Consider the following 16,334-nt stretch of genomic DNA (forward strand, 5'->3'; position numbering starts at 1 on the left):
AGTATCTTCGCGGATTAGCGTTTCTTTCATTCCTAGGAGAGAATGGAAGGACACGAAGGAGTGATACACGTGTCGAAAATTTCGAGCGTAAAACACGATTCAGCCGGTAGACGGCGAGTGCCAACAAGATACACCCCGATAAATGAATCTCGGGTAAAAAAACTAACTGCTGAAGAATGGAAGAAATTCCGTTCACTCACCACAGCTTCAGGTGAACACAACAAGCGAGCTTCAAAGGTGCTGCCGCTTGGAGTCACCTCGAGTTTCCAGCATTGGGATCCATATCCACTATCAATTGCGTCCGCTAAGGGCGCTTACTTCAAAGACGTCGACGGTCGAAAGCTACTTGACCTATCGATGGGCTTTGGAGCGATGTTGGTTGGACACCTCAACAAGCACGTTGTCCGGGCTGTTAAGAAGGCCATGCGTTCAACGGGAACCCTATTTGTGACTCCGTCACCGATTGCAACCGAGGCAGCTGAGCGCTTCCAGAGGCGCTTCGATGTCGACATGCTTCGCTTCACCAACTCGGGCACCGAGTCAACGATGTATGCCATCCGAGCAGCGAGAGCTGCCACCGGAAAGAAAGCCATCATCAAGGTCGAAGGTGGCTACCACGGAGGTTATGACCCTCTACTGGTATCTGTGAAGGCACCGCTTTCAAAGATTGGCCCAGCAAGTGCTCCTAAGCCTTACTACCCGCAAGAGGTCGAAGGTGGAGATGTATTTGTTGTTCCATATAACGACCTAGCTCGTCTGGAAGCAGTTCTGAAGAAAGATTCCAAGAAGATTGCCTGCTTTATGGTTGAGCCGATCATCGAGAACCTTTCAATCATCTTGCCTGACGAGGGCTACCTTCAGGGAGTTCGTGCACTGTGCGATAAGTACAAAGTCGCACTTATCTTCGATGAAGTGAAATCAGGACTAACCGCCGGAGTTGCAGGAGCTGCAAAGCGTGTTGGGGTAAAGCCAGATCTAATCACTTTGGCCAAGAGCATCGGTGGAGGTCTGCCAGTTGCAGCCTTCGCAGGCAAAAAGGAATACATGCAAACCGTAGTTGACGGTCGGATGGCCCACTTTGGTACCTACAACGGCAACCCTCTAGTTATGGCAGCAGTTATTGCAGTTGACGAAATTGCAACAGTTGAAGCCTTAGATGCAGCAGAGAAAATCAACAATGACACCTTGGATCAAATGGATGCCATTATCGATGAGTATGCACTTCCAGCACACACCGTAGGTTTTGGTGTTAAGGGTGCAGTTATCTGGTCACCTACCCCGGTTCGCAACTACCGCGATTTCAAGGCAACTGACTTTGGAATTGCAGAGCTGAGCTGGCTATGGGGAATCAACCGCGGCATCATTACCCCTCCGGGACTTGATGAGCAGTGGCTGGTTTCTTTCTCTCACACCCAGAAAGATATGAACAAAATGGTTGAGAGCTTTAGAGAATTGGCTAAGGCGCTAAGAAACTAAGGTCAGAAACTTGTAAAACCCGCCGGCGAAGCTGGCGGGTTTTACCTTTGTCTGGGACTGAAAAATCTTGACTCCGATACCCCTAGGCTTTGTATTGACAAATTGGAACAAAGGGAGATCTTATGTCTGCACCTCTTAGATTCGGTGTAATTGGAGCCGGCCGAATCGGTCAGGTCCATGCTCAGAGCGTTGCCACAACAGAAGGTGCGCAGCTTGCGATGGTGGCGGATGTCTTCATTGAAGGCGCCAAGAAGGCAGCCGAGAAGTATGGCGCGGTGGCAACAGATGATCCGATGCAGCTGTTCGATAGAAGCAAAATCGATGCTGTCATTGTGGCATCGCCAACCTCCACTCACGTTGACCTTATCGATGCGGCCATTGATGCTGGCATGCCGGTGCTTTGCGAGAAGCCAATTGACCTGGACATCACCCGAGTAGACAAGCTTCGGGAAAAAGCCGCCGGTGCCAGCATTCCGATTGTTCTTGGCTTCAACAGAAGATTTGATCCCCACTTCAACTCGGTCCACAAAAGAGTCCAGGCAGGCGAAATCGGTCGCTTGGAGCAGTTGATACTTATCTCCCGTGACCCAGCCCCTGCTTCGAACGATTACCTATCGGTTTCGGGCGGCATATTCAGGGACATGACGATTCACGACTTTGACATGGCACGATTCTTTGTCCCCAAAATCGTCTCGGTCACAGCAACTGGCTTCAACCAGTTTTCCGAAGACATCAAGCAAATGGGCGACTACGACGCCACCTCAATCTACCTTCGTGGGGCAGGTGACGAGCTGGTGCTTATCACCAACTCCAGGCACGCCATCTATGGCTTTGATCAGAGAATGGAAGCCTTTGGAGACAAGGGAATGCTTCGGGTTGAAAACCTTACAAACACCAATGTTCGCCTCTACACCGAGCACAACGCAGAGGTCAAAGAGCCGTATCAAAACTTCTTCCTCGAAAGATACATGGATTCGTACCGTCTGGAGCTTGCGGAGTTCATAAAGAAGGTAAACGGACAGCCTTCCAATAGCCCTAGCTTTGAAGACGGCAGATCAGCCCTAGTGCTAGCTAATGCAGCGCTTGAGTCTGCTCAAACAGGCAAAACCGTGGCGGTTGAGGTCTAAAAGTTTGTTATGACAAAGTCTGTCCTGTGTGGCAGAATTGGGGTGGAGGTTCAAGATGTCGTTCGATGTGATCACTACTGGTCGTATTGGAGTCGACATCTACCCGCTCCAGACCGGCGTGGGGCTTGAGCAGGTAGAAACCTTTGGAAAATTCCTTGGTGGCTCTGCCACCAACGTTGCAGTAGCTGCAGCCAAGTACGGACTCAATTCGGCAGTTATAACCAAGGTTGGCAATGATCCATTTGGCAACTTTCTAATTGAAGAACTCGAGCGCCTGAAAGTCGACACTTCTTTTGTTGGGCGTGATCAGAACTACAAAACCCCGGTGGTGTTTTGTGAAATCTTCCCTCCGGATGATTTCCCAATCTATTTTTACCGAGAGCCTAAAGCCCCGGACATGGAAGTCTCCGAAGCCGACTTGGACCTTATGGCAATATCCGAAGCAAAGATCTTTTGGTCCACCGTCACAGGCCTTAGCCAGGAACCTTCCCGCTCCGCCAACCTTGCCGCTCTTAGGGCAAGGGCCAAAAAAGCGCACACCATTTTGGATCTCGATTACCGTTCTGTTTTTTGGGCTACCCCGGAGCTTGCTACTGCCGAAATTGCCAAGGCTCTTCCGCTTGTGACCGTTGCTATCGGTAACAAAGAAGAATGCCAGGTTGCCGTCGGGGAAACTGAACCGGCTAGGGCAGCGGATGCATTGCTTGAGCGTGGGGTAGAACTTGCAATTGTGAAGCAGGGGCCAAAGGGTGTATTTGCAAAGACCAAAAACGAGTCCGTTGAGGTTCCACCTCACTTTGTGGAAGTTGTGAACGGTCTTGGTGCCGGCGACTCTTTTGGTGGAGCATTGTGCTTTGGATTGCTTCAGCAGTGGCCACTCGAGAAGATTTTGCGTTTTGCTAACATCGCGGGAGCAATAGTTGCCTCCAGGCTTGAGTGCTCTACCGCTATGCCAACTTTCGAAGAAGTCTCGGAAATCATGGAGGCCAAGCAATGGGCCTAAGCTTCGAGCAAATTAAGCACCTGCGTGCAACAGATCCAGCCGCAGTGGGTAAGGCGCTAGCTAACCGTAAGCGTCGCAAAATCATTGAGGGCGATGGAAACCTCTTCATTCTCGCGGCCGACCACCCCGCCCGAGGTGCCCTTGCCGTAAACGGTAACCCAACCGCAATGGGGTCCCGTCGGGAGCTGCTAGCGAGATTCGCAGAAGCTCTGCAGAACCCAAAGGTTGACGGAGTGCTTGGCACTCCCGATGTACTCGAGGACCTTGCTCTCATGGGATTACTAGAGGGCAAGATTACGGTTGGCTCCATGAATCGCGGTGGCCTTAGAAACTCAGTTTTTGAATTTGACGATCGCTACACCTCTTACACAGCCGCAGCAATTAAGAGTGCGGGAATTGATTTTGGCAAAAACCTGATGCGCATCAACCTAGAAGATCCAGCTACGGTTAGAACACTGGAAAAATCAGCAGAGGTTATTGATCAGTGTGCGGCCCTCCAGATTCCAATTATGTTAGAGCCGTTTATGAGTAAGTGGGTTGATGGCAAGGCGGTCAACGAGCTTACTGCCGAAGCCGTTGAGCTATCTGTGGCTATTTCTTCCGGGCTTGGTTCTACCAGCGCTTACTCTTGGCTCAAGCTGCCAGTTGTTAGGGAAATGGAACGCGTTATGGATGCCACCACACTCCCAACCTTGCTACTGGGAGGCGAAGGCGGGAACGATCAAGACCAAGCTTTCCAGTCTTGGGCTCAAGCGCTGGCTCTACCCGGGGTCAAGGGTCTGGTGGTTGGAAGAACACTTCTTTATCCAAAAGATGATGATGTGTCCGCCGCTGTGTCGCTGGCCGCGAATCTGGTTCACAAGTAGTTTTTATCAAACGAGGATAGGAAAACAATCATGAGTGTAATTCCGATGTGGATCAACGGTAAGGCAGTCCAGAGTAAATCCGGCCGGTTCGGTGATGTCTTTGACCCGGCTCTTGGTGAGGCCACCAAGCAGGTTGGCTTTGCCAACCAGGACGAAATCAATGCCACTGTGGCGGCAGCTAAGGCCGCCTTTCCAGACTGGAGAGACCTATCAACTGCTAGGCGCCAAGCAATCATGTTCCGCTTCCGCGAGCTACTAGAGGCCAAGAAGCCCGAGTTAGCGGCAATCATCACAGCGGAACACGGCAAGGTCTTATCTGATGCCCTCGGTGAAATCACTCGTGGTCAAGAAGTAGTTGAGTTTGCCTGTGGACTGCCTCATCTTCTAAAAGGCGAGTTCTCAGAGAATGCTTCCACCAGCGTCGACGTTTACTCAATAAAGCAGCCAATTGGAGTAGCTGGAATCATTAGCCCATTCAACTTCCCGGCGATGGTGCCAATGTGGTTTTTCCCGGTAGCGATTGCCGCTGGAAACACAGTCATCTTGAAGCCAAGCGAAAAAGATCCAACCGCCGCCATCTGGATGGCGGAGCTTTGGAAAGAAGCCGGTTTGCCTGATGGTGTTTTCAACGTGCTAAACGGCGACAAGGAAGCGGTGGATGGTCTGCTCAACCATCCTGATGTTGCCTCCATTTCATTTGTGGGTTCAACCCCAATCGCTCAGTACATCTATGAGACCTCGGCCAAGAACGGCAAGCGCGTTCAAGCTCTTGGTGGAGCAAAGAACCACATGCTCGTTCTACCCGATGCAGATCTTGACCTGGTAGCCGACTCAGCGGTCAACGCGGGCTTCGGTTCCGCCGGTGAGCGCTGTATGGCAATCTCGGTAATCGTTGCCGTTGAACCGGTGGCCGATTCCCTCATAGCAAAAGTCAAGGAACGAATGGCCACTATCAAGGTTGGCGACGGACGTCGAAACTGCGACATGGGACCACTTGTTACAAAGCAGCACCGCGACAAGGTCGCCTCATACATTGAGATAGCCGAACAAGATGGTGCTACGGTCGTGGTCGACGGGCGCGGAGTTGTTGCCGACGGAGCCCCTGGTGGTTTCTGGCTTGGTCCAACCCTGATTGATAAGGTGCCGACATCTTCCAAGGTCTACAAGGAAGAAATCTTCGGGCCGGTGCTATCGGTAGTGCGCGTACAAAGCTATGACGAAGGACTAGATCTAATTAACTCCGGAGCCTTTGGAAACGGAACAGCAATATTTACAAACGACGGTGGTGCAGCTCGAAAGTTCCAGAACCAGGTACAGGTTGGCATGATTGGAATCAATGTTCCTATTCCTGTTCCGGTGGCTCACTTTAGCTTCGGTGGTTGGAAGCACTCACTCTTTGGTGACAGCCGCGCGCACGGTGAAGAAGGCTTTAGGTTCTTCACTCAAACCAAGGTCATCACTTCGAGATGGCTTGACCCAAGTCACGGGGGATTGAACCTGGGCTTCCCTCAAAACTAATGAGGATAGCGCTAACTGGTTCCACCGGCTTCGTGGGCAGCAACATCGCAAAGGTGTTGCAGTCGAGGGGCCATGAAGTTCTCGGTCTGGTTCGAACTAACGCTTCGTTGCCCTGGGAAACTCGGTTAGTTGATTTCCAAAACCAAGACTCGATTCAGGTAGCGCTAGAAAACACTGATGCCGTGGTGCACTGCGCCATCGCAAATGATTTCAACAGGTTGATGCAGGATAGGCCCTACGCCTTTGATGCTTATGTGGGCATGACCTCTAGAGTGGTCCGGGCTGGCGTGGCAAGTGGCAGCAAGCCGATATTTATTTCAAGTGATTGGGTGATGGATGGAACCTCGCACTTAACCCCGGAAACCGATCCCGGTAATCCAATTAACATCTATGGCTTTCTAAAGGCCATGGGGGAGCAGGTGCTTCGCGATCTCGCACCTGATACTGGAGGAACCTGTCGAATCGGTGGTGTTATGGGCTTTCATCAGCTCAAGGATGAGGGTCCAAGAAACCAAGATGTTGGCTTTGGCTATTTCGTGACCACTTTGGTTAGGGAGCTCACCGCTAAAAAGCAGTTTGCCGTCTGGGGTGGGCCCCAAGTGAACAAGATTGCAACACCGTCCCTAGCTGCAGAAATTGGCGCGCAAGTGTCGTTGATTGCGGAGCAAAACGCGGTGGGAACTTTCCACCTAGTTGGCGATGACGCTGTTTCGAGAATGGATCTTGCCAGGTTGGTTTGTGAAGTTTTTGAACTAGATGCCAATTTGCTGATTGAAACCGATCCTCCCGTAGCGGAACTTTTCCCTGCACCGGTGCCAGTGGACACCTCGCTTTCAAATGCTGCAACTAAACAAGCTTTAGGCGTGGGCCCCACCAGCCTTAGATCTTTACTTATGGCCCTCAGGAAAGAGTACGAATCGGGCACACCCTCACCGGTGACCCTCTCATAGGCGAACCTGCCTAGCTACAGGTTGAGCGTAGACTTCATACATCATTCAAGTGTTTGAGCATTTTTAGGAGATCAACTTGTCAAAGTGGTTTTACCCAAAGGGAGAGCTAACTTCTTCAGCCTGGGAGGTTGAGGTAAATGACTCAACTCCCAACTGGAAATACACCGGCTTAAAGGTTGGAGACTTCACTAAGCAGCTCGCATTTGAGATCCCGGCCGATGGTTGGGAGCGAGCCATTTTGCCGCTTGAGGGAGAGTCGGTAACGGTTGAATACGAGGGTGCTGAAACTGGTTCGATCACCCTACGCGGTCGGCAGTCGGTGTTCCAGGGACCAGCTGATTTCTTATTTCTACCAAGAGCCACCAAAGCAAGAATCACCGGGTCTGGTCGATTTGCCGTGGCCGAAGCCCTAGCTAAGTCAGACAAGGCCGTACAGCTAACCAAGAAGGAAGATGTCTCAGTTTTGATTCGAGGGGTGGATGGAGCCACTCGACAAATCCATGACTATGGAGGAGTTGACCTGCTGGATGCCAGCGCCATGGTGGTAGTTGAGGTCAATGTGCCATCAGGAAATCACTCCGGCATCCCACCTCACCGTCACGATAAGTACGTGGCCGGGGTGGAATCTAATCTCGAGGAAATCTATTACTTTGAGATGGCTGTCAGTAGGCTTTTGCCAACTCCAAAGCAGTCTGACCCGGTTGGGTTCTTTCGGGTTTATGCCTCTGACGAAAGACCAATTGATCTAACTTTAGAAATTCGCAGTGGTGACGTGGCTCTAGTGCCTTACGGTTACCATGGCCCTGCATCGGCTATCCCACCATATGACATGTACTTCATGAACGTCATGGCTGGGCCCGATCCTGACCGCAGCTGGAACATTGTGGACGACCCCAACCACGCATTCTTTCGATCGAGCTGGGACTCACTGAAGCCCGATGATCGACTTCCATACCGGGCCTAGGCTCAATGCTTTAAACAAAAAGACCGGCCCCAAGAAATCGGGACCGGTTTTTTTGATTAGACGAATCTTAGGAGTTTTTGACCTGCTGAATTTCGTGAGTCAGTGCCTCAAGTTCAGCACCACCGGCCATGGCAACTGTTAGCTCATCAAGCTTGACGTTGCTGCGCATAAAGTCATTGGTCATCTTGCCTCGGTTTAGAAGGTAGAAACGATCTCCCACCAAGTAGGCGTGGTGAGGGTTGTGAGTAATGAACACTACAGCCACACCTCTTTCCTTCGCTGCGAGAACATACTTTAGAACAATTCCTGACTGACGAACACCCAGAGCGGATGTTGGCTCGTCCAGGATTAGCACCTTGGCACCGAAGTAAACGGCTCTAGCAATTGCAACTGCCTGACGCTCACCACCGGAAAGCGTTCCAATTGGCTGCTCGGTGTCTCGAAGATCGATTCCCATCTCAAGAAGTTGCTGCTTGGCAAGCTGCTTCATCTTCTTGACGTTCAGCATGCGGAATGGACCCCAGCCTTTGGTTATTTCGTTACCCAAGAAGAAGTTTCTCCATACCGACATCATCGGAATAGTCGCTAGGTCCTGGTAAACGGTAGCAATTCCCTTGGCGATTGCATCACGTGGGGAACCAAAGTCAACCGGCTGACCATCCATCAAGAATTCACCAGCTGTTGCTTTGTGAACTCCAGAAAGGGTCTTGATAAGAGTGGACTTACCAGCTCCGTTGTCACCTAGCACGCAGGTGACAGATCCAGCAGTGACCTCCATACTCACGTCGGCCATAGCAATTACGCTTCCGAACTGCTTGGTGACGTTTCTTAGCTCTAGAGCAGCGGTCATTTCTTTCGTCCCTTCATCGCTCTCTTACTAACAACGCTGTTGATCAAAACAGCGGTGAACAAAATCAAACCTAGGAAGGTGAATGTCCAGTCTGAGTCCCAAAGTGCGTAAGGAATACCGATGTAGGCCATTCCCATGATTGCTGCACCCAGTGTGGCTCCAATTGCAGAACCCATACCACCAGTGAGCAATGTGCCTCCAACAGCGGCTGCGATGATGTAGAAAAACTCAATTCCAACACCCTGGCCGGCCTGCATGCCCTTTAGGCGAAGAACGAACATGATGCCAACAAAAGCTGCGGCGACAGAGGTCATCATGAACAAGATGATCTTGGTTCTAATCACCGGCACTCCGGCGTTACGAGCAGCATTTGCATCGCCACCGGAAGCAAAAATCCAGTTACCGAACTTGGTTCTAGTCAGAATCCAGGTTGCCAAGATGGTGAAGAAAATCCACCAAATGATTGAGACCTGAAAGTTAGCTCCACCAAATTCAATCTTGCTGGCAAACAACGCTTCTGCCTGTTCGAAGTTTGCAGCCTCATCGGTACCGCTAACTCGAACCGTTCCAGTGAACTGCTTGGTGACGGCTAGGTTAGCTCCGCGAAGAACGAAGAATGTAGCCAGGGTCACGATAAATGAAGGCAACCCGGTTGTCACTACCAACCAGCCGTTTAGAAGCCCGACTCCTGCGGCAAAGACAAGCACGATAAAAATCGAGGTCCAAATATCTAGACCGAGTTCCGTGACCAGCATTCCGGTCAGTAGGCCTGTGGTTCCAACCATCACACCGGTGGAAAGGTCAAACTCGCCACCGATCATTAAAAGTGCGACGAATACAGCAACGATTCCGATTGGGGCTGCGATGTCGGTCCAGCCGGAGATACCGCCAAGCTGTCCAAAGTTTGTTGTTGTATCAACTGCTGAAAACAGAGCGAAAATTGCCAGAGCACCCATTAGGGCACCGAATTCTGGCCGCCTCAAGACAGTTGTCAAGAGAGAAGTTTTTTGTACGCGTTCGTCTTTGACTGCGTTTGCCATAGCTGAGTCCTCGGTTTTCTATTTGTTTCACCTAGAAAACAGGTGGGCTAGAAAATCTTCTAGCCCACCTGTCTTTATGTTTCTATGATACGACTAGCGAGTACCGTTTCCAACTAGTGCAATAACCTTCTCGACGTTTGTTGAGTCAACAAAGCCAGGACCGGTGTACATAGGTAGACCTCCACCAAGGGTGTGACCGTTGGTTAGGTTTAGGTACAGCAAGGCAACCGATAGGTAACCCTGTGCGTACTGCTGCTGGTCAATCGCGAATGAGATTGTTCCAGCCTTGATTGCATCAAGAGCCTCAGCTGACATGTCAACTGTTCCAATCATCATCTCTACGCCTAGGTCAGTCACGGCTGGCAAAACAGCCTTGGCTGCGATGTCAGCGTTCAATGCGAACACACCATCGTAGGTTGGGTCAGCTTCTAGAGCAGCCTTGATCTTTGCAGATGCAGCTGTTAGGTCAGCAAGACCGCCATCTAGGTTGAAGTTAACAACATTTCCGTGAGTGTCCTGTGCTCCTGCACAACGCTCCTCAAGACCAATGTTTGCTGCTTCCTGAAGTGGGCAAAGAATCTTCTTGATTCCGGCAGCCTTGAAGCGAAGTCCAGCTTCCTGACCTGCGATGAATTCATCCTGACCAACATGTGTGATTGCGCCAAGGTCTCTGAATACTGACGATCCGGAGTTCATGGTTACAGTAGGAATGCCAGCTGCTGCTGCTGCCAACATTGCGTCCTTGATTGCATCTGGGTCTGGTGCTGAAGCTGCGATTGCGTCACAGCCACCTGCGATACCAGCTTCGATTGTCTGAGCCTGCTTTGCAGAGTCGTTGGTTGAGCCCTGGTAGTCAACTGTGACACCTAGGTCTGTTCCAGCCTGCTCGGCACCCTTTTGTGCTACAGACCAGAAGCCTCCACCGTCACCGTGAGTGTAAACACAGATCTTGAAGTCGCTAGTTGGTGCTGCTGTTTCTGTTTCAGTTTCTGCTGCGGTTGTTGCACATCCAGTTAGTACTAACGCGGATACGGCAACAAGAGCAGCTAGCTTCTTGATGTTCATTGAGGTAACCTCTCGTTTTTTTGATATGTATACATACAATCGGGAATTCTCCCGACTCCCCCCATTATGGCCCTTTGTAAGGACATAGATGCCTATGTCTCCGGAGCCGTTACCAAACAGAAACATAGGCCAGCTATCGAGGGGCCAGTGGCTAGCGGAGTCGCGGAGGTAGCTTACAAACCCTAGGGCTTGTCACAACAGACAAGCCCTTTGCTAGCGCTCCACAATCGTGAATTCAAAAGAGTAAAGGTCAGTCCGGTAGCAGTGCTGACCGTATTCGAGAGCCTCACCGGTGTTGTCAAAAACAGTTCGATCCATGGTCAGAACCGGCGAGTTCTTATCGATTTCTAAAAGACTCGCTTCTTCAGGGCTGGCACGTCGGGCCGCAATCTTTTGCTTTGCAACCTGAATGGCGGCGCCTTGGCTTCTAAGCCACTGATACAAACCAGTGCCGGCCAATTCTGTTTGGCTACTAAGTAAGTTTTCGTAGCGGGGGTGAATCCAATTTTGCATAACTGCCACCGGTGTCTTACCTGCCCCACGAACTCGGTGCAGGAAGATCACCTCCTCATTAATTGACACTCCCAAGCTCGCTGCAACCGAAGGGCTCGCTTTTTGTTTTCTTAGCTCCAGAATTTTCGTAGTTGGTTTCTTACCCGATCGAAGCAGATCATCGTAGAGCGATGTTAGCTCTATGCCTCTTGTGACTTGACCGTGCACTACTTGAGTACCTAGACCGCGACGTCGAACTAACAAACCCTGATTCACAAGTTCTTCAATTGCACGACGAACTGTTGGTCGTGAAAGTGATAACCGTGCGCAAATTGAAACTTCGTTCTCAAGTCGGTCGCCCGGGGATAATTGACCTGACAAAATTGCCTGCTCAATTATTTTTGATAGTTGAAAATACAGCGGCACCGGAGAATTGCGATCCAAAGAAGAGAAAGCCTGGAGGGGAAGAATCATTTCAGTTTTTTTCACGCCGCATCCCTTCTACTGGCCCGACTATGTTAGAACAATAGCTCATCGGGCAAAGCTTGTTAGCTAGAGGGTGAATGCCCCACGGAATGCCTCAAGTGCTGAATCTGAGTCGGAGCTTGCCCAACCCTCCAAGCCGACAACGCCTCGATAGCCAAGCTCTGCAAGTTTTCTTGCCACAAACGGATAGTTGATCTCGCCGGTTCCCGGCTCCATGCGACCTGGCACATCAGCCACCTGTATCTCGCCAACCCAGGGAAGGCACACCTGAACTATCTCGCTTAGATTCCCCTCGTCAACTTGAGCGTGGTACAAATCCAGATTCATTCTGAGCCCTGGGCTATTGACCATAGATACCAGCCGAAGGGTGTCCTTTGAACTCGCGAACGGGGTACCTGGATGATCAACTTTTAGATTCAAGTTTTCCAAAGTGAAAACGCGGTCATGCCTAACCCCAAGCTCAGCTATCCTCGCCAGAGTGTCAAGAGCGGTTGACCAATCACTCTCGCTTACCGAGAGCCGCTTGTTTATGGCTTGGCCATTGGCATCAAGCCCGGTGCCGTGAAGATTTAGGTTCTGGCAGTTGATTTCCTTGGATGCCTCGATGCTCTCAAGCGCGGTGGCCAAAAGGCGATCGATACCGCTTGCGTCGACCAAATCACCTTCTAGGTATCCAGTCATTGACTGAAATGTTGCCTCAGTAGCTGCCAGCTTAGATAGGTCTTTGTTCTTCCAGTTCCAGATTTCTACCAGGAACCCCTGCTCGTGTATGCGATTTACTCGATCAACAAAATCCAGTTCCAGGTAAAGCATTTCTGCCGAAGCAGCCAGTAAGAAGGGTTGGGTTTGCACTTTACGAACTAACCGTTGGCCGCAGTTTTAGAAGTTTCGGGTTTGGTAATCGGGCTCAGTATTGCTGCAACAAGTAAGAACAATAAAGGGATCACGAAAGCTACAAACAAACCGTAAACCTGCCCCACGCTACCAAGTGCTGGACCGACGGTAATGGAAGAGATGTAGACCACGGTGATAATCATGTTGATTCTGGCAGGCGCCATGCGCTCATCGTCGCCCATGGCTGCAATCGACATTGGAAAGCCCATTGAGATTCCCAAGCCCCAAAGCACCAGACCCAGCAGCGGCTGGTTGATTAGATCCTGGGCGATGAATACCGCAACACCACTTGAGCCAATCAACGCCGAGATCAAAATGGTGTTTGATCTTCCGATCGCGTCCACGACAAAACCTCCGAGCAAGCGCCCCACGGTAATGACGATCCAGAAAACACCGAACAATAAAGCTGCGTCAGAACCCGAATAGCCGGCTTGGGTAAGAGCAATCGGAACCCAGGTTCCGGCGGACATTTCAGCCATGATGAATGAAAAGCCAACCACTGCAATTAACAGACTGCGCTTCTCGCTCCATACCAGCTTGGCTTGACCCTTCTTGGCAGAAGCTCCGGAATCTATTTCGCCTCTTCGATCGGGTAGCACCAGACCTGCGGTCACAGAGACAACGCCTACTAAAATCGCGGCAACAAAGTAGTGCAGCGGTAAAGCAACACCCGCGCCAATCGCCCAGCTAGAAAATGCCGCACCACCGAGCATTCCAAGACCGTAGGCACCGTGTATGGCGGGAAAGATGGAGTGCTTGGATTTGCGGTCAGCTGCGTTACCTTCGTAGTTTCCAACGAAGTCCTCGATTGCCATCGGCATTCCAATAGACATCAACAGCAGGCTGGAGACCAACAGGAAGCCAAGTTCAATAGAGAATCCGATTCCCATCATGGCCGCCACAGCTATTGCAAAACCTAAAACCGCAATCATTCTTGAGCCGTACTTTTTCACCAGCATGCTGGCAAAAAAGATTCCCGCAAGCCCACCAACTGCGTAGAGCATGGTGAAAACACCCATCTCAGCTGTGCTGAGATTTAGAAGTGCCTGAACTTCTGGACCACGACTGACCCAAGTGGAAAACAGAAAAGCTCGTGCAAAAAAAAGACCTGCCGAGGCAGTGGACCAAACAACTATTGAAGTTTTTCTACTAGACAATTAGTGAAGCCACCTATTCATTTTCTTGGAAGTTCCAAGATACAGCTTGCACGCTCTAGCTCTTGACGAGGCGCAGGGTGAGTGGGTATTTGTAATACTCGCCCTGGCCCGCTACTACTTCTTGCCGATGGCCTTTTTCACAAGAGCAGCAATTGCTTTGGAGTTAGCTGGAGTCAGCTTTGTAAGGGCAAAAGATGTCGCCCACATCGATCCATCATCTAGCTTGGCGTTAGCGTCAAATCCTAGGGTGCTGTATCTGGTTCCCCACTTATCAGCGCTTTGGAAAAAGCAGATTAGTTTTCCATCTTTGTAATAGGCAGGCATCGAATACCAAGTCTTCGATTCGATTGACTTATCAACATCTTTGATTAGCGTGTGAAGCGCCTTTGCAATCGCGCGGTTTTCTGGCTTCATCAGTTTCCACTTAGCCTCAACCTCGGCTTCGCCTTTGAGGCCCAGTGCTTGGGCCTTTAGTTCCGCAGCTCGTTCTTTGATTGCTAGCTTTTCGGCAGCCGACATCCCACTCTTGGTCGCAGCTTTTGCTGGCTTCTTAGTAGTGGTCTTTGCGATGGTTTTGGTTGGCATTGGAAACCTTCTTGTTGAAAATCAGCCGATAGGAAGATGATACGCCAGCAATCAGAGGCTTTGCTAGGGCTCCGCCCTAGGGTTAGGACTAAGGCTAAAAACAAGGAGGCACCACTTGGCCAAGAAAAAACTCACACCAAACCAAAGAATTGATGGTTTGCGCAAGTACAACGTCGTTGCAGGCTTTTTGCATTTAGGGCAGGCAGTAGGACTGGGATATGTTCTAACTCTGCTTGATAACCAGATTCTGTTCCCGACCACAATCGACTACCCAACTGGCCCTCCGGGAGTTCCAGTTCCGCCAGAGCGCGTTGAGCTATTCGATGTCAACATCGGTGCGGGAGTAGTTGGATTCTTGCTGCTGTCAGCTTTTTTCCATTTCCTAATCTCCTCAAATAAGTTCTTCCCTCGCTACAAGGCAGGGCTAAAGCTAAACCACAACTACTTCCGCTGGGTTGAGTATTCACTCTCCTCATCGGTGATGATTTGGTTGATCGCTCAGCTAACTGGAGTATCGGATTTCGCAGCACTGGTTGGAATCTTCTCGGTCAACGCATCGATGATCTTCTTCGGTGCGCTGCAGGAGAAGTATGAAAGCCCAGGCAATGGCCAGGGCTTGCCATTTATCTTCGGCTCCATGACCGGAATCGTTCCTTGGCTAATCATCATCGTTTATACGATTCAGCCCGGTGGCGAAAACGCTGCTGAGATTCCTGGATTCGTCTATGGAATCATCGTTGCCCTGTTTATCTTCTTCAACACCTTCGCCTTCAACCAGGCGTTCCAATATAAGAAGATTGGTCCTTGGAAAAACTACCTCTTCGGTGAAGCTACTTACATCACCCTCAGCTTGGTAGCAAAGACCATCCTTGCTTGGCAGGTCTTCTCCGGAGCAATCATTCCGGCAATTGTTGGCTAGCTAAACAAAAAGTTCAAAGCCCCAGTTCCGCTTTACGGGGCTGGGGCTTTGTTCATTTCTAAGAGATTCTCTAGAGCCCCAACAACACCAAGCTGGCTGCCATTACAGCCATGCCGCCGATTAGGCCATAGACCGTCAGGTGACCGCGCGAGGAGTTTCTTGCTGTTGGAAGCAAAGTGTCAATTGCAAGAAAGACCATTACGCCAGCAACCATTGCAAAAATCACGCCTAAGACAAAATCATTCAGGAAAGGCGCCAAGATCAAATACCCAATCACCGCACCGGCTGGCTCGGCAAGACCGGAGAGGAAGCTCAAGCGGAAGGCCTTGATCTTGCTCTTGGTTGCGTAGTAAACCGGAACCGAGACGGCAATTCCTTCGGGGATGTTATGCATTGCAACGGCGATGGCAAGTGCGATGCCGACTTCTGGATCATCTAGAACAAGTAAGAATGTGGCAAGACCTTCTGGGAAGTTGTGGATGGCGATGGCCAGTGCAACAAAGACTCCCATCTGAAGAAGGCGCTTTTGCTCAATGCCAACACCGTCGTCTGTTTCAACGCTCTCGCTCATCAGCTCGACTCGGGTGTTCTCGTGTGGGTTAGCACCCGATGGAACAACGGCATCGATCAGCGCCATCAAGATCATTCCGCCAATTAGCGCTGCTGCTGCGATGGCTGCGCTCTGAGAGGTGTCTACTTCGGAGGCGATGTATTTGGATGCCTTGGGCAAGATCTCAGCAAAGCTGAGGTAGATCATCACACCGGCTGAAAAGCCCATCGACAAAGCAAAGAAGGCTTTGTTGGTGGTTTTGCTTAGAAAGGCAATTGCAGAACCGATACCGGTAGCAAGGCCTGCGAACAGCGTCACGGCAAATGCCAAAACGATTGCGCTGTCCACTTTGTGCCTTTCTTTAGGAGATGAAAAAACCGGCTAACAGCGTT

General features: G+C 50.7%; 16 protein-coding genes. 8 read left to right on the top strand and 8 right to left on the bottom strand.

What is annotated here, in order from left to right:
• The first annotated feature begins 117 nt into the window (after nt 1–117).
• The 7 genes from AC8GDC_RS00630 (at nt 118) to AC8GDC_RS00660 (ending at nt 7,904) form a co-directional block, all read left to right on the top strand.
• A complete protein-coding gene (locus tag AC8GDC_RS00630; protein WP_506557955.1) occupies nt 118–1,476 on the top strand; it encodes an aspartate aminotransferase family protein in 1,359 nt (452 codons plus the stop codon).
• Nucleotides 1,477–1,598: 122 nt separating this feature from the next.
• Nucleotides 1,599–2,603, top strand: a complete 1,005-nt coding sequence (gene iolG, locus AC8GDC_RS00635) for an inositol 2-dehydrogenase (protein WP_506557956.1) — start codon at nt 1,599–1,601, stop codon at nt 2,601–2,603.
• A 55-nt stretch (nt 2,604–2,658) separates the two neighbouring features.
• Nucleotides 2,659–3,606 carry a 5-dehydro-2-deoxygluconokinase gene (iolC, locus tag AC8GDC_RS00640; protein ID WP_506557957.1) on the top strand — a complete coding sequence of 316 codons (948 nt, stop codon included), beginning with the start codon at nt 2,659–2,661 and terminating at the stop codon, nt 3,604–3,606.
• Complete coding sequence (locus AC8GDC_RS00645; protein WP_506557958.1) at nt 3,597–4,472, top strand: Cgl0159 family (beta/alpha)8-fold protein; 876 nt, start codon at nt 3,597–3,599, stop codon at nt 4,470–4,472. The genes iolC and AC8GDC_RS00645 overlap by 10 nt, the downstream gene beginning before the upstream one ends.
• A gap of 30 nt (nt 4,473–4,502) precedes the next feature.
• A complete protein-coding gene (locus AC8GDC_RS00650; protein WP_506557959.1) occupies nt 4,503–5,990 on the top strand; it encodes a CoA-acylating methylmalonate-semialdehyde dehydrogenase in 1,488 nt (495 codons plus the stop codon).
• Nucleotides 5,990–6,940: an SDR family oxidoreductase gene (locus AC8GDC_RS00655; protein WP_506557960.1), complete on the top strand. Its 951-nt coding sequence runs from the start codon at nt 5,990–5,992 to the stop codon at nt 6,938–6,940. Before AC8GDC_RS00650 ends, AC8GDC_RS00655 begins: the two co-directional genes overlap by 1 nt.
• A gap of 76 nt (nt 6,941–7,016) precedes the next feature.
• Nucleotides 7,017–7,904 (top strand): 5-deoxy-glucuronate isomerase, encoded by an 888-nt coding sequence (locus AC8GDC_RS00660; protein WP_506557961.1) that lies wholly within the window; start codon nt 7,017–7,019, stop codon nt 7,902–7,904.
• Nucleotides 7,905–7,971: 67 nt separating this feature from the next.
• Here the strand turns inward: AC8GDC_RS00660 and AC8GDC_RS00665 are convergent, their stop codons facing one another.
• The 7 genes from AC8GDC_RS00665 to AC8GDC_RS00695 all read right to left on the bottom strand — a co-directional run bounded on the left by AC8GDC_RS00665 (nt 7,972) and on the right by AC8GDC_RS00695 (nt 14,473).
• On the bottom strand, nt 7,972–8,754 hold the full coding sequence (locus tag AC8GDC_RS00665) for an ATP-binding cassette domain-containing protein (protein ID WP_506557962.1): 783 nt from the start codon (nt 8,752–8,754) through the stop codon (nt 7,972–7,974).
• Nucleotides 8,751–9,794 carry an ABC transporter permease gene (locus AC8GDC_RS00670; RefSeq protein WP_506557963.1) on the bottom strand — a complete coding sequence of 348 codons (1,044 nt, stop codon included), beginning with the start codon at nt 9,792–9,794 and terminating at the stop codon, nt 8,751–8,753. Before AC8GDC_RS00670 ends, AC8GDC_RS00665 begins: the two co-directional genes overlap by 4 nt.
• A gap of 93 nt (nt 9,795–9,887) precedes the next feature.
• Entirely contained in the window at nt 9,888–10,859 is a 972-nt protein-coding gene (locus AC8GDC_RS00675; RefSeq protein ID WP_506557964.1) for a substrate-binding domain-containing protein, read from the bottom strand.
• Nucleotides 10,860–11,072: 213 nt separating this feature from the next.
• Nucleotides 11,073–11,840 carry a GntR family transcriptional regulator gene (locus tag AC8GDC_RS00680; protein WP_506557965.1) on the bottom strand — a complete coding sequence of 256 codons (768 nt, stop codon included), beginning with the start codon at nt 11,838–11,840 and terminating at the stop codon, nt 11,073–11,075.
• A 63-nt stretch (nt 11,841–11,903) separates the two neighbouring features.
• Entirely contained in the window at nt 11,904–12,689 is a 786-nt protein-coding gene (locus AC8GDC_RS00685; RefSeq protein ID WP_506557966.1) for a TIM barrel protein, read from the bottom strand.
• An 8-nt stretch (nt 12,690–12,697) separates the two neighbouring features.
• Nucleotides 12,698–13,888 carry an MFS transporter gene (locus AC8GDC_RS00690; protein WP_506557967.1) on the bottom strand — a complete coding sequence of 397 codons (1,191 nt, stop codon included), beginning with the start codon at nt 13,886–13,888 and terminating at the stop codon, nt 12,698–12,700.
• A 114-nt stretch (nt 13,889–14,002) separates the two neighbouring features.
• Nucleotides 14,003–14,473, bottom strand: a complete 471-nt coding sequence (locus AC8GDC_RS00695; protein ID WP_506557968.1) for a hypothetical protein — start codon at nt 14,471–14,473, stop codon at nt 14,003–14,005.
• 115 nt (nt 14,474–14,588) lie between these two features.
• Between AC8GDC_RS00695 and heR the strand changes: the two genes are divergently transcribed.
• Nucleotides 14,589–15,392 (top strand): heliorhodopsin HeR, encoded by an 804-nt coding sequence (heR, locus tag AC8GDC_RS00700; RefSeq protein ID WP_506557969.1) that lies wholly within the window; start codon nt 14,589–14,591, stop codon nt 15,390–15,392.
• A gap of 70 nt (nt 15,393–15,462) precedes the next feature.
• Here the strand turns inward: heR and zupT are convergent, their stop codons facing one another.
• Nucleotides 15,463–16,290: a zinc transporter ZupT gene (gene zupT / locus AC8GDC_RS00705; RefSeq protein ID WP_506557970.1), complete on the bottom strand. Its 828-nt coding sequence runs from the start codon at nt 16,288–16,290 to the stop codon at nt 15,463–15,465.
• Nucleotides 16,291–16,334: the final 44 nt, after the last annotated feature.

Origin of the sequence: Rhodoluna miladensis (SeqCode), from assembly GCF_965234705.1 — a bacterium.
In the GTDB taxonomy this organism is placed as follows: domain Bacteria; phylum Actinomycetota; class Actinomycetes; order Actinomycetales; family Microbacteriaceae; genus Rhodoluna; species Rhodoluna miladensis.

Bases quoted from the DNA above. Each gene is read 5' to 3' on its own strand.
- AC8GDC_RS00650 (WP_506557959.1), top strand. From the start codon at position 4,503: ATGAGTGTAATTCCGATGTGGATCAACGGTAAGGCAGTCCAGAGTAAA.
- AC8GDC_RS00655 (WP_506557960.1), top strand. From the start codon at position 5,990: ATGAGGATAGCGCTAACTGGTTCCACCGGCTTCGTGGGCAGCAACATC.
- AC8GDC_RS00695 (WP_506557968.1), bottom strand. From the start codon at position 14,473: ATGCCAACCAAAACCATCGCAAAGACCACTACTAAGAAGCCAGCAAAA.
- AC8GDC_RS00670 (WP_506557963.1), bottom strand. From the start codon at position 9,794: ATGGCAAACGCAGTCAAAGACGAACGCGTACAAAAAACTTCTCTCTTG.
- AC8GDC_RS00645 (WP_506557958.1), top strand. From the start codon at position 3,597: ATGGGCCTAAGCTTCGAGCAAATTAAGCACCTGCGTGCAACAGATCCA.
- AC8GDC_RS00675 (WP_506557964.1), bottom strand. From the start codon at position 10,859: ATGAACATCAAGAAGCTAGCTGCTCTTGTTGCCGTATCCGCGTTAGTA.
- iolG (WP_506557956.1), top strand. From the start codon at position 1,599: ATGTCTGCACCTCTTAGATTCGGTGTAATTGGAGCCGGCCGAATCGGT.
- AC8GDC_RS00665 (WP_506557962.1), bottom strand. From the start codon at position 8,754: ATGACCGCTGCTCTAGAGCTAAGAAACGTCACCAAGCAGTTCGGAAGC.
- iolC (WP_506557957.1), top strand. From the start codon at position 2,659: ATGTCGTTCGATGTGATCACTACTGGTCGTATTGGAGTCGACATCTAC.